The organism is Streptomyces sp. NBC_00996 (assembly GCF_045162675.1).
Lineage (GTDB): Bacteria > Actinomycetota > Actinomycetes > Streptomycetales > Streptomycetaceae > Streptomyces.
The window spans coordinates 2,055,670-2,068,223 of the sequence record NZ_CP108723.1 but is presented as its reverse complement, the minus strand read 5'-3'; the positions used below and the strand labels follow the sequence as shown (position 1 = coordinate 2,068,223).

At 71.1% G+C, this 12,554-nt stretch carries 12 protein-coding genes; 7 read left to right on the top strand and 5 right to left on the bottom strand.

Annotated features, from left to right (window positions below):
• Window positions 1-35: 35 nt before the first annotated feature.
• From argC to OG390_RS09885, 5 genes are all read left to right on the top strand, one after another.
• Window positions 36-1,064 (top strand): N-acetyl-gamma-glutamyl-phosphate reductase, encoded by a 1,029-nt coding sequence (gene argC / locus OG390_RS09905; protein WP_406166744.1) that lies wholly within the window; start codon window positions 36-38, stop codon window positions 1,062-1,064.
• A gap of 139 nt (window positions 1,065-1,203) precedes the next feature.
• On the top strand, window positions 1,204-2,373 hold the full coding sequence (gene argJ / locus OG390_RS09900) for a bifunctional glutamate N-acetyltransferase/amino-acid acetyltransferase ArgJ (RefSeq protein WP_406166742.1): 1,170 nt from the start codon (window positions 1,204-1,206) through the stop codon (window positions 2,371-2,373).
• The gene (gene argB, locus OG390_RS09895) at window positions 2,370-3,284 is read left to right on the top strand and encodes an acetylglutamate kinase (RefSeq protein ID WP_406166741.1); all 915 of its coding nucleotides are present in this window, start codon (window positions 2,370-2,372) and stop codon (window positions 3,282-3,284) included. Before argJ ends, argB begins: the two co-directional genes overlap by 4 nt.
• Window positions 3,281-4,468, top strand: coding sequence for an acetylornithine transaminase (locus OG390_RS09890; protein WP_406166739.1), 1,188 nt, complete (start codon window positions 3,281-3,283; stop codon window positions 4,466-4,468). The genes argB and OG390_RS09890 overlap by 4 nt, the downstream gene beginning before the upstream one ends.
• Window positions 4,469-4,491: 23 nt before the next feature.
• Window positions 4,492-5,028, top strand: a complete 537-nt coding sequence (locus OG390_RS09885; protein WP_399076478.1) for an arginine repressor — start codon at window positions 4,492-4,494, stop codon at window positions 5,026-5,028.
• Window positions 5,029-5,133: 105 nt separating this feature from the next.
• On the opposite strand, the gene OG390_RS09880 is transcribed toward OG390_RS09885, so the two are convergent.
• The 5 genes from OG390_RS09880 to OG390_RS09860 form a co-directional block, all read right to left on the bottom strand.
• Complete coding sequence (locus OG390_RS09880) at window positions 5,134-5,922, bottom strand: FAD:protein FMN transferase (protein WP_406166737.1); 789 nt, start codon at window positions 5,920-5,922, stop codon at window positions 5,134-5,136.
• Window positions 5,915-6,709 carry an FMN-binding protein gene (locus tag OG390_RS09875; RefSeq protein WP_406166735.1) on the bottom strand — a complete coding sequence of 265 codons (795 nt, stop codon included), beginning with the start codon at window positions 6,707-6,709 and terminating at the stop codon, window positions 5,915-5,917. The genes OG390_RS09880 and OG390_RS09875 overlap by 8 nt, the downstream gene beginning before the upstream one ends.
• Before the next feature lie 19 nt (window positions 6,710-6,728).
• On the bottom strand, window positions 6,729-8,066 hold the full coding sequence (locus OG390_RS09870) for a ferric reductase-like transmembrane domain-containing protein (protein ID WP_406177585.1): 1,338 nt from the start codon (window positions 8,064-8,066) through the stop codon (window positions 6,729-6,731).
• Between the two features lie 124 nt (window positions 8,067-8,190).
• The gene (locus OG390_RS09865; RefSeq protein WP_406166733.1) at window positions 8,191-8,676 is read right to left on the bottom strand and encodes an FMN-binding protein; all 486 of its coding nucleotides are present in this window, start codon (window positions 8,674-8,676) and stop codon (window positions 8,191-8,193) included.
• A 7-nt stretch (window positions 8,677-8,683) separates the two neighbouring features.
• On the bottom strand, window positions 8,684-10,045 hold the full coding sequence (locus OG390_RS09860; RefSeq protein ID WP_406166731.1) for a ferric reductase-like transmembrane domain-containing protein: 1,362 nt from the start codon (window positions 10,043-10,045) through the stop codon (window positions 8,684-8,686).
• A gap of 184 nt (window positions 10,046-10,229) precedes the next feature.
• Here OG390_RS09860 and OG390_RS09855 point away from each other — a divergent pair, with 184 nt between their 5' ends.
• Both OG390_RS09855 and OG390_RS09850 read left to right on the top strand, forming a co-directional pair.
• On the top strand, window positions 10,230-10,982 hold the full coding sequence (locus tag OG390_RS09855) for a response regulator transcription factor (RefSeq protein WP_406166729.1): 753 nt from the start codon (window positions 10,230-10,232) through the stop codon (window positions 10,980-10,982).
• A gap of 101 nt (window positions 10,983-11,083) precedes the next feature.
• Window positions 11,084-12,529, top strand: coding sequence for a sensor histidine kinase (locus tag OG390_RS09850; protein WP_406177583.1), 1,446 nt, complete (start codon window positions 11,084-11,086; stop codon window positions 12,527-12,529).
• The last annotated feature ends 25 nt before the right edge of the window (window positions 12,530-12,554 follow it).

Below are 12,554 nucleotides of genomic sequence, written 5' to 3'. Positions count from 1 at the left end.
AAACGTATAGTCATGCCATCCAGGAGGAGGGTTCCATGGCGGTACGTGCGGCAGTGGCGGGAGCAAGTGGGTACGCGGGCGGGGAACTGCTGCGTCTGCTCCTGGTGCACCCCGAGATCGAGATCGGCGCCCTGACCGGCAACTCCAATGCGGGCCAGCGCCTCGGCGCGCTGCAGCCGCATCTGCTGCCGCTCGCGGACCGGGTCCTGCAGGAGACGACCCCCGACGTGCTCGCCGGGCACGACGTCGTCTTCCTCGCGCTGCCCCACGGGCGGTCCGCCGCCGTCGCCGAGCAGCTCGGCCCGGATGTCCTCGTGGTCGACATGGGCGCCGACTTCCGGCTGAAGGACCCGGCCGACTGGGAGAAGTTCTACGGCTCCGCGCACGCCGGGACCTGGCCCTACGGCCTCCCCGAACTGCCGGGTGCCCGCGCTGCGCTGGAGGGGTCCAAGCGCATCGCGGTGCCCGGTTGCTATCCGACGGCCGCCTCCCTGGCCCTCTTCCCGGCGTACGCGGCCGGGCTCGCCGAGCCCGAGGCCGTGATCGTCGCCGCCTCCGGGACGTCCGGTGCGGGCAAGGCGCCCAAGGCGCACCTCCTCGGCAGCGAGGTCATGGGGTCGATGTCCCCGTACGGCGTCGGCGGCGTCCACCGACACACCCCCGAGATGATCCAGAACCTCGGCGCGGCCGCCGGCGAGCCCGTCACCGTCTCCTTCACGCCCACCCTCGCGCCGATGCCCCGCGGCATCCTCGCCACCTGCAGCGCCAAGGCGAAGCCCGGCGTCACCGCCGAGTCCGTACGGGTCGCGTACGAGAAGGCGTTCGCCGACGAGCCGTTCGTGCACCTGCTGCCCGAGGGGCAGTGGCCCGCCACGGCGTCCGTCTACGGTTCCAACGCCGTTCAGGTCCAGGTCGCGTACGACGCCGCCGCGCACCGCATCATCGCGATCAGCGCCATCGACAACCTGACCAAGGGCACCGCCGGCGGTGCCGTCCAGAGCATGAACCTCGCCCTGGGGCTCCCCGAGGAGCTGGGTCTTTCCACGATCGGAGTCGCACCGTGAGCTGGGGGTACCACCCAGCGGTAGCCGGGGGAGCACGCGCAGCCGCCGGGCCGCAGACAACGATGAAGGCCGCACCTCTGCGCTGCACGGGCGACGGTGACATCAGCCGCTACCGCGGCGGGGCGAACAAGGAGATGCAGTGAGTGTCACGGCAGCACAGGGATTCACGGCGGCGGGGATCGCAGCCGGGATCAAGGAGAACGGCAACCCGGATCTGGCCCTCGTGGTCAACAACGGGCCCCGCCTCGCCGCCGCGGGCGTCTTCACCTCCAACCGCGTGAAGGCCGCGCCGGTCCTCTGGTCGGAACAGGTCCTCAAGAGCGGCCGGCTGACCGCCGTCGTCCTCAACTCCGGTGGCGCCAACGCCTGTACGGGGCCGAAGGGCTTCCAGGACACCCACGCCACAGCGGAGAAGGTGGCCGAGTCCCTCGACGCCGCGGGGTTCGGCGAGATCGGCGCGGGCACGGTCGCGGTGTGCTCGACCGGTCTCATCGGTGTGCTGCTGCCCATGGACAAGCTGCTGCCGGGCGTCGACGCGGCAGTCGCCCGGCTCAGCCCGCACGGCGGCGAGAAGGCCGCCATCGCCATCAAGACCACCGACACGGTCCACAAGACGTCGGTGGTGACGAAGGACGGCTGGACCGTCGGCGGCATGGCCAAGGGCGCCGGCATGCTCGCCCCCGGCCTCGCCACCATGCTCGTGGTGGTGACCACGGACGCCGACGTGGACAGCGAGACACTCGACAAGGCGCTGCGCGCGGCCACGAAGGTCACCTTTGACCGCGTCGACTCCGACGGCTGCATGTCCACCAACGACACCGTGTTGCTGCTCGCCTCCGGTGCCTGCGGCATCACCCCGGAATACGGGGAGTTCGCGGAGGCCGTACGGGCGGTCTGCGACGACCTCGGTCAGCAGCTCATCCGCGACGCCGAGGGCGCCGGCAAGGACATCAAGGTCGAGGTGATCAACGCCGCGACCGAGGACGACGCCGTCGAGGTGGGCCGCTCGATCGCCCGCAACAACCTCCTCAAGTGCGCGATCCACGGCGAGGACCCCAACTGGGGCCGTGTCCTCTCGGCCATCGGTACGACCCGGGCCGCCTTCGAACCCGACCAGCTCAACGTCGCGATCAACGGCGTATGGGTCTGCAAGAACGGCGGCGTCGGCGAGGACCGCGGCCTCGTCGACATGCGCTACCGCGAGGTCCACATCGTCGCCGACCTCGCCGCGGGCGCAGAGACCGCCACGATCTGGACCAACGACCTCACCGCCGACTACGTCCACGAGAACAGCGCGTACTCCTCATGAGCAATGTGACCAGGAAACACACCGCTCTGCCCAAGGCACAGATCCTCATCGAGGCGCTGCCCTGGCTGACCCGGCACAACGGCAAGACGGTCGTCGTCAAGTTCGGCGGCAACGCCATGATCGACGAGGAGCTGAAGGCGGCGTTCGCGCAGGACATCGTGTTCCTGCACCACGCAGGTCTGAAGCCGGTCGTCGTGCACGGCGGCGGGCCGCAGATCAGCGCCGCCCTCGACCGGCACGGCATCGTCAGCGAGTTCAAGGCGGGGCTGCGCGTCACGACCGAGGACGCCATGGACGTCGTACGCATGGTGCTGGCCGGACAGGTGCAGCGCGAGCTGGTCGGGCTGCTCAACCAGCACGGTCCGCTCGCCGTCGGCCTGACCGGCGAGGACGCGCACACCATCACGGCCACCAAGCACCAGCCCGAGATCGACGGCGAACTGGTCGACATCGGGCGGGTCGGCGAGATCACCGACATCGACACGGGCGCCATCGAGGCGCTGCTCTCCGACGGCCGGATTCCGGTCGTCTCCTCGATCGCCCGCTCCCAGGACGACGGACATGTCTACAACGTCAATGCTGATACGGCGGCTGCGGCACTCGCTGCGGCACTGGGGGCCGAGACCCTCATGGTCCTCACGGACGTCGAGGGCCTCTACGAGGACTGGCCCAACAGCGACGAGGTGATCAGCCGCCTCACCGCTTCCGAGCTGGAGAAACTGCTGCCCGAGCTGGCCAGCGGCATGGTGCCGAAGATGGAGGGCTGTCTGCACGCCGTGCGCAACGGCGTCACCACGGCCCGCGTCATCGACGGCCGGGTCCAGCACTCGATCCTGCTGGAGATCTTCACCGACGAGGGGATCGGCACGATGGTCGTGCCGGACGACGAGGAAGCGGGGGACAGCGCATGACCGGCAACGAAGAGCTCACCCAGCGGTGGCAGGGCTCGCTCATGGACAACTACGGCACCCCGCGGCTGCCGCTCGTCCGGGGCGCCGGGACCAAGCTGTGGGACGCCGACGGCAAGGAGTACCTCGACTTCGTCGGCGGGATCGCGGTCAACGCGCTCGGCCATGCCCACCCCGCGATCGTCGAGGCCGTCGGCAGGCAGATCGGCTCCCTCGGCCATGTCTCCAACCTCTTCGTCGCCGAGCCGCCCGTCGCGCTCGCCGAACGGCTGCTGCAGCTCTTCGGGCGCGAGGGCCGGGTGTACTTCTGCAACTCGGGCGCCGAGGCCAACGAGGGCGCCTTCAAGATCGGCCGGCTCACCGGCCGGACGCACATGGTCGCCACCACCGGCGGCTTCCACGGCCGCACCATGGGCGCCCTCGCGCTCACCGGCCAGTCCGCCAAGCAGGAGCCGTTCCTGCCGCTGCCCGGCGACGTCACGCATGTCCCGTACGGCGACGCGCAGGCCCTGGCCGAAGCGGTCACCGAGGACACCGCCCTGGTGATCATCGAGCCCATCCAGGGCGAGAACGGCGTGGTCGTGCCGCCCGCCGGCTACCTCAAGGCCGCCCGTGCGATCACTGCCGCCACCGGTGCCCTCCTGGTCCTCGACGAGGTGCAGACCGGAATCGGCCGGACCGGACACTGGTTCGAGTACCAGGCGCACGAGGGCGTGCTGCCGGACGTCGTCACGCTCGCCAAGGGCCTCGGCGGCGGACTGCCGCTCGGCGCCACCGTCGCCTTCGGCCGGGCCGCCGGGCTGCTGAAGCCTGGCCACCACGGCACGACCTTCGGCGGCAACCCGGTCGTCTGCGCCGCCGGACTGGCCGTACTCGACACGATCGAGTCCGAAGGACTCCTCGAGAACGTGAAGCGCACGAGCGAGAAGCTGCGGGACGGAATCGAGTCACTTGCGCACCCTTTGATCGACCATGTCCGGGGCGCGGGGCTGCTCCTGGGTATCGTGCTCACCGAGCCGCTCGCGCCCCAGGTGCAGCAGGCGGCTCAGGACGCCGGTTTCCTGGTGAACGCGCCCGCCCCCGATGTCGTACGGCTGATGCCGCCGCTGAACCTCGGCGATGACGAAGTGGACGCGTTCCTCCAGGCCCTTCCCGGTGTCCTCGACGCAGCCAACGGGGATGGATGATCCTGAGAAATGGGACGACGACGATGAGTCAGGCGCAGGACCACGAGCACGCAGGGCCTGCCGTGCCGCAGACCCGCACCGCACGCCACCGCCGGATCGTGGACATCCTCAACCGGCAACCGGTGCGTTCCCAGAGCCAGCTGGCGAAGCTTCTCGCCGACGACGGGCTGAGCGTCACCCAGGCGACGCTCTCCCGGGACCTGGACGAGCTGAACGCGGTGAAGATCCGCAACAACGACGGCGACCTCATCTACGCGGTACCGAGCGAGGGGGGCTTCCGCACGCCGCGCGCGCCGCTGGGTGAGTCGGCGAAGGAGGAGCGGATGCGGCGGCTGTCCGCGGAGCTGCTGATCTCCGCGGAGGCCTCCGCGAATCTTGTGGTGTTGCGGACCCCGCCGGGGGCCGCGCAGTTCCTCGCCTCGGCCATCGACCAGGCCGAGCTGCATGACATTCTCGGCACGATCGCCGGGGACGACACCTTGCTGCTCATCAGTCGCAACCCGACCGGCGGTCAGGCGCTGGCCGATCACCTCTTGCGGTTGGCTCAGAACCATCACTGAGGTGTACGACGATGGAGGCGCACCCCCGGTCGGGGTGCGCCTCTGTGTGTCCAGGTGCAGGCCGGCTGTGGTGGCTCGCGCAGCTCCCCGCGCCCCTTACGGGGCTCAGCCCAGTCTTTGAGCCAACCCCCCGGTGCATCTCACCTCGTCCCCCGCAGTGATCAGCAGGGCCTCGATGCCGGGGAGGGACTCCAGCCAGTCCAGGGCCTGGCGGGAGCCCATCGCGAACGCTGCCGTCGCCCAGGCATCGACCCAGGTCAGCCGGGGCCCCACCACGGTCACGGCGACCAGGTCGGTGACCGCGGACCTGCCGGTGCGCGGGTCGACGATGTGGGTGCCGCGCTCGGCGGTGCCGGAGGTGGCCACGGCGAGCTCGTCGACGCCGGCCGCGGAGACCACGGCGGCGAGCGAACCCGGGCGCAGCGGGTCCGACAGGCCGACCCGCCAGGGCCGGTGCGACCCGGGCACGCCGCACAGCTGGACGTCGCCGCCGCCGTTGACGCTGACTCCGCTCGCCCCGGCCGCCGCGATGTGCCGGGCCGCACGCTCGGTCGCCCAGCCCTTCACGATCCCCGTCGGGTCGAGCTCACCCCGGTACGTAGTACTGAACCAGCCCTCGCTCAGCCGCTCAGCCTCCGCGCCCAGACCGAGCACCTCGGCGACCTCCGGATCGCACTCCTCGACCGTCAGCTCACCGCGCGCGAGACGCGAGAGCTGGCTGTCCTCGCGATAGGTGCTGAACACCTCGTCCACATGGTGGAGTCGGGTGATCGCCTCCTCCAACGCCGCCTGCACGGCGGCCGGTTCCCCGCCCCGTACGTCGAAGGAGAAGACCGTGCCCATGACCTCCTCGGCGTGGCGCAGCGCGGGCGGGGCCTCCGCGGGCTCAGCCACCGGCCTTGTCCAGGGCCGACTGCAGGGACTGCTTGTATCCGCCGCTGGTGTAGGTGGCGCCGGAGACGGCGTCGATGTCGGCGCTCCCGGCGGCGACGGCTTCCTGGTTGAGTTTGGGGACGGCCAGAGCCGTCTTCTGGGTGCTGGTTCCGCCGCTGGGCGCCTGGACGGCCTCGGCCTTGGTGATCTTGTCGCCGGTGAGGGTGAGCCGTACCTGGACGGGCCCGTACTGGGTCTGGGCCACGTTTCCGGTGACGGTGCGGGCCTGCGCGGCCGGGGCCTGCGGCGACGAGGAGGCCCCGGCCGCTCCCGAGGATCCCGACGTACCTCCGGCGGCCTTCGCCTTGTCCAGGGCCGACTGCAGGGACTGCTTGTACCCGCCGCTCGTGTAGGTCGCTCCGGAGACGGCGTCGATGTCCGCGCTCTGCGCGGCGACGGCTTCCTCGTTGAGTTTGGGTACGGCCAGGGCGGTCTTCTGGTCGCTGGTTCCGCCCTTGGGGGCCTGGACCGTGTCCGCCTTGGTGATCCTGCCGCCGCTCATGGTCAGCTGCACCTGGACCGGCCCGTACTGGGTCTTCACCACGTCACCGGTGACGGTCTGCGCACCCGTCTGCTGCGTGCTGCCGCCCTGGGGCGACTCCTGCCCGGCCGCTGTCTGCTGAGGGGCCGCTCCCGCGGCTGCGGCCGCAGGGTCCGAGGACGGCTTCAGCGACAGCAGCAGGACGATCCCGGACACGGTGGCGGCGGTGGCGAGCATGACGCGCCGAATGGGGTGACTCTTCTTCATCGCTCCTGACTCCCGTCGCTCACATCTCGAACGACTCGTGATGGATGCGGCGGGCGGGGACCCCCGCGCCGCGCAGTGCTTCGTACACCTGCTGCGCGAAGCCGGGCGGCCCGCACATGAAGACGTCGTGGCGGTCGATGTCGGGCAGCTTCCGGCGCAGGGACTCCGCCGAGATGTCCGGGCGCTCCCCTTCGGGACTGTTCACCGCGTACATCAGGCGGGCCCCGCGCTCCTTGGAGATGGCGGCGAGCTCGTCCCACAGGGCCAGGTCCTGGGTGCTGTTGGCCCGGTAGAGCAGCGTCAGGTCGCCGGAGGCGCCGGGCAGCGTCTCGAAGAGCGCCCGCATCGGAGTGATACCGACGCCACCCGCCACCAGGAGCACCTTGCCGCGGCTGCGCTTGCCCGCTGTCAGCGCCCCGTACGGGCCCTCCGCCCAGACCCTGGTGCCCGGCTCCAGGTCGCGCAGCGCGGCGCTGTGGTCGCCGATCGCCTTCACGGTGATGCGCAGCATGTTGGGGCGGGGCGCCGCCGACAGCGAGTACGGGTGGGAGCTGAGCCGCATCCCCGGCGCCAGGAAGCGCCACCGGAAGAACTGCCCGGCCTCCGCGCCCATCCGGTGCAGCTTCTGCCCGCTGATCAGCACCGACACGATCCCGGGCGTCTCCTCGATCACCGCCTCGACCCGCATCCGGTGCTTCAGGTTGAGCCGGATCGGCGCGAGGATCCGGTACCAGATCACGAGCGCGGTCACCGTCCCGTACAGCCCGTACCAGACCGTCTTCGCGACGGGCTCCACCGCGAAGTCGTTGCCGGTGGACAGCTGGTGCCAGAACGTCAGGAACACGGCTGCGTATGTCAGCAGGTGGACGTGGTACCAGGTGTCGTACGGGATCAGGCGGCGGATGCCGCCGACGGAGATGAACCCGATGAGCACCAGCAGACCCGTGCCGATCGCGGCCTTGCCCATGTCGGGCAGCTGGTTGACCGAGTCGATGGTCTGCTGCACGATCCCGCCGAGCCCCTTCCCGGACTGCAGGGCGTAGCCCCACATGGTCAGGAAGAGGTGGGCCAGGACCAGACAGATCGTGTACCGGCCGCTCATGGCGTGCCAGCGCGCGACCCGGTCGGAGCCCACCCGGCGCTCCAGGGCGGGAACACGGGCCATCTGCAGCACCACGAGCGCCATCAGATAACCGGCGAGCAGTCCGGTGATCCGGCCCGCGTTGAGGATCTTGCTGTTGTCGTCCGCGATGGACGGGGTGTTGTTCCACCACAGCCAGATGACCCCGGCCGCCCCGGCCCAGACGGCGAGCAGCAACGGGACGGCGGGCGAGCGGCGTGGGCGGATACGGCGCATGGTCTGGCGCCGCGCGGCGCGACCACCGGCGATCGTGGACACGGTTCCTCCGTGTTCGTCCGGGGGGACGGGGCAAGGGGAGTGGTCCCCTGGCCCAGAGATACGGTCCACGACGGCAGTGCGTTCAGAGGCCGGCCGAGTCCAGTGCCGACTGAAGGGACTGCCGGTAACCGTCGCTGGTGTACGTGGCTCCGGACACGGAGTCGATCTGGGCGCTCTGCGCGGCGAGCGCCTCACGCCTGAGCTGGGGGATCGCGTAGCTGTTGATCTCCTGGTCCTTCGGATTGTCCGAGGGGTAGGCGACCGCGGTGACGTCAGTGATCTTTCCGTTCTTCAGCGTGATGCGCACCTGGACGGGGCCCCAACGGGTCTGGACCGTGTCACCGGTGACGGTCTTGGCGCCCGTGCTGCTCTTGGGGGAGCCGGCGGTGCTTGTGGGAGTGGGGGACTGCGAGGACCGCGACGGGGACTGGCCGGCGGACGAGGACGCCTGGGCCACGGTCGGTGGTGTGTGCGGCTTCAGCGACAGCAGCAGGACGACGCCGGTGACGGTACTGGCGGCCGCGAGGACGACGCGCCGCAGCGGACGTTGCTTCTTCAGGGCGTGCAAGGCAGCCTCACAGCTCGAACGACTCGTGGTGGATACGGCGGTCGGGGACACCCGCCGCGCGCAGTGCCTCGTACAGGTCACGCGCCATCGTGGGCGGGCCGCACAGATAGACGTCGTGCGCCGCGATGTCGGGCACGCTCGCCCGCAGGGTCTCGGCGGTGAACCGCGGGCGCGTTCCGTCGGCGCCGTTGACCGCGTACAGGACGCGCGCGCCGCGCCACTTCGCGATGGCCTCCAACTCGGCGCCCAGCGCGAGGTCTTCGGCCGTACGCGCCCGGTAGAGGAGGGTGACCTGGCCCGGCAGGGTCTCGAACAGGGCGCGCAACGGCGTGATGCCGACGCCGCCCGCGATCAGCAGCGCCTTCGAGGAGATGCGCCGCTCGGCGGTCAGCGAGCCGTACGGGCCCTCCGCCCACACCCGGGTGCCGGGCCGCAGCAGCCCCACCGCGGCACTGTGGTCGCCGAGCGCCTTCACGGTGATCCGCATCCGGTCGGGCCGGGGCGGTGCCGACAGCGAGTACGGCGTGGAGGTCCACCGCATCCCGTCCGAGAGGAACCGCCAGCGGAAGAACTGCCCCGCCTGGGCGTTCAGTTCGTCCAGCCGCTCCCCGCGCACGACGATGGAGAAGACCCCCGGCGCCTCGCGGTACACCGACTCCACCCGCAGCCGATGGCGCAGATTGAGCCGCACCGGGACGAGCAGCCGGAACCATGCGACGAGTGCGGCCGTGCCCAGGTAGAGCACGTACCAGGCGGCCTGGGCGAGGCTGTTGCCGACGAAGTCGGAGCCGAGTGCGAGCTGGTGGAAGAAGGCGAGGAAGACCGCTACGTACGTGAGCAGGTGCACGTAGTACCAGAACTCGTGGGGGATCCGACGGCGGGCGGCGCGCGCCGAGGTGACGCCGACGGCGAAGAGGATGAGCGTGCCGACCGTCGCCTTGAGCATGTCCGGATAGTCGAACACCACGCTCAGGGTCTCGTGCACGATGCCCGACCCGTCCTGGGAGGCGTACCCGAAGAGGATCAGCGTGACGTGCGCGACAAGCAGGCAGATCGTGTACCGGCCCGCCATGGAATGCCAGCGGGCCACCCGGTCGGAGCCCACGTTCCGCTCCAGGAGGGGGACCCGGGCCATCAGCGCCACCAGCACCGCGCAGCCGTAGCCGCACAGCAGCCCGGCGATCCGCCCGGCGTCGGTCAGCCATCCGGCGAGGCCCACCACCGACCGCGTGTCGGTCCACCACAGGGCGACGACGGCGGCGGCACCGGCCCAGAGCAGGGCCAGCAGCGGCCCGGCGGGCGAGGGGCGGGGTCGCCTGCGTCCTCGGGTGGGGCGCGGGACCGCAGCCCGCTCGTACACCGTGGTCATCTGTTCGTCCTTCCGGCTGTCCGGGAGGAAACTGTGCGTCCGGAACTTCTGAGGACCCTCTGAACCGGCGCGTTCAGCGCGGACTCACAGGAAACCGAGAGCCTCGGGGAGAGGCGACTCAGAGGAAACTCAGAGGCACCGGGGGAGGATGCAGCCGCCAGGAAGAGCGATGCTGGAAGACGACATGAACACTCCCCGATCCCGAGGCAACGGCCGGCCCGCGCTCACCCGCCCCGACGGCACCCCTGTCCGCGTCCTCGTCGTCGACGACGACCCGGATCTGGCCGAGGTCCTCTCCGGGGCCCTGCGCTACGAGGGCTGGGAGGTGCGCACGGCGGGCGACGGGGCTTCGGCCGTCGCCGGGGCCCGCGAGCTGCTGCCCGACGCCGTCGTCCTCGACGTGATGCTCCCGGACACCGACGGCTTCCACGTGCTGCGCGACCTGCACACGGTGAAGCCCGACGTCTGCGTTCTCTTCCTCACCGCGCGGGACGCCGTCGAGGACCGGATCGCCGGCATCACCGCGGGCGGCGACGACTACGTGACCAAGCCGTTCAGCCTGGAGGAGGTGGTCGCCCGGCTGCGCGGGTTGCTGCGCCGCGCGGGCATGGCCCGGCAACTGGACGAGGGACCACGGTTGGTCGTCGGCGACCTGGTCATGGACGAGGAGGCCCGTGAGGTGACCCGGGGCGGCGAGCTGATCGAACTGTCGCCGACCGAGTTCGAGCTCCTGCGTTTCCTGATGCGCAACCCGCGCCGGGTCCTCAGCAAGGCGCAGATCCTCGACCGCGTCTGGTCGTACGACTTCGGTGGCAGGGCCCATGTTGTCGAGCTCTACATCTCGTATCTGCGCAAGAAAGTGGACGCGGGCCGCGAGCCCATGATCCACACGGTGCGCGGCGCCGGATACGTGATCAAGCCGGTGGCGGGACGATGAGCCCGCGGGCGTGGCCCTGGGCGACGCGGCGGTGGTCGTGGGTGAGGGGACGGTGGGCGTGGCTGGGGGCGGGCGTACGCCGGCTGCCGCGCCCGCGCACGATGCGGGCCCGGCTCACCGCCGGGCTCGTGGTGCTGCTCGCCATCAGCTGCGCCGCCGTCGGGGTGGCCGCCGTGTACGAACTGAACGGCTTCCTCACCGGCCGCCTCGACCAGCAGTTGCACGATGTGGGGGCACGATTTCCCGCGAGCCTGGAGCACGGCGCCGTGAAGCCGTCGGACCATGACAACGACGAACACGGCGACACACGCAACCAGAGTGCCGGGACGCTCGGCGCCCGGCGGGTGGGCCGGGACGTCACCAACGCTGCGGTCGTACCCTCCGGCGGCAGGGCGACCGCAGTGAACGTGCGAGTGACCGCCGCCGACAAGAAGGCCCTCGCCGGAGTCCCGCTCGACGGCGGGGGACACACCATCTGCCTGTCGGCGGTGGGCGAGTACCGGGTGACGGCGGTGCCGGGCCTCGACGGCGACGTCCTGATCACCGGCTTGCCGATGGAGCCGGTCACGGCCGCGGTCCACCGTCTGGAACTGGTGGCTTCCGCCGTCTTCGGCGCGGCCCTCGCCGTCGCCGGCATCGCCGGCGCCCTCTGGGTGCGTTGGTCGCTGCGCCCGCTGAGCCGGGTCGCCGCGACCGCGACGCGGGTCAGTGAACTCCCGCTCGCCAGCGGCGAGGTGGCGCTGCCGCCGCGTGCGCCCGAGTCCGACCCGCGCAGCGAGGTGGGCAGGCTCGCCGGTGCCTTCAACCGCATGCTCGGCCATGTCGAGGACGCGCTGACCAAGCGGCACGCGAGCGAGGAACGGCTGCGCAGCTTCGCCGCCGACGCCAGCCATGAGCTGCGCACCCCGGTGGCCTCGGTCCGTGGCCATGCCGAGCTGGCGCTGTTGCACCCGGGCCCGGTGCCCTCCAAGGTGACCCGTGCACTGGAACGCATCGCCGCCGAGTCGGCCCGGATGGGCGAGATGGTCGACGACCTGCTGCTGCTCGCCCGCCTCGACGCCGGCCGCCCTCTGGAACGGCTCCCCGTCGACCTCACCCGCCTCGTCCTCGACGCCGTCACCGACGCCCGGGCCGCGGGTCCCGACCACCGCTGGACGCTGGAGCTGGCGGAGGAGCCGGTGGCGGTGACCGGTGACGCGCACCGACTCCAACAGGTGTTGGCCAACTTGTTGGCCAACGCACGTTTGCACACGCCCGTGGGCACCAAGGTGACGGTGGCTCTGGAGACCGACGACAAGACGGCCGTCCTCACGGTCCACGACGACGGCCCGGGCGTCCAGAAGGACGTCCAGCCCGGCGTCTTCGAACGCTTCACCCGAGCCGACCGTCGCCGCGCCGAGGGGGCGGGCGGTGGCGCGGGGCTCGGCCTGTCGATCGTGGCGGCAGTGGTGGCGGCGCACGGTGGAAGCGTGCGGTTGGAGAGCCGCCCGGGATCGACGACGTTCACGGTCCGCCTACGGATGGGCGGCGCTGAAGGCGCCTCGTAACGGCTGCGGGGAACTGCGCGACCAG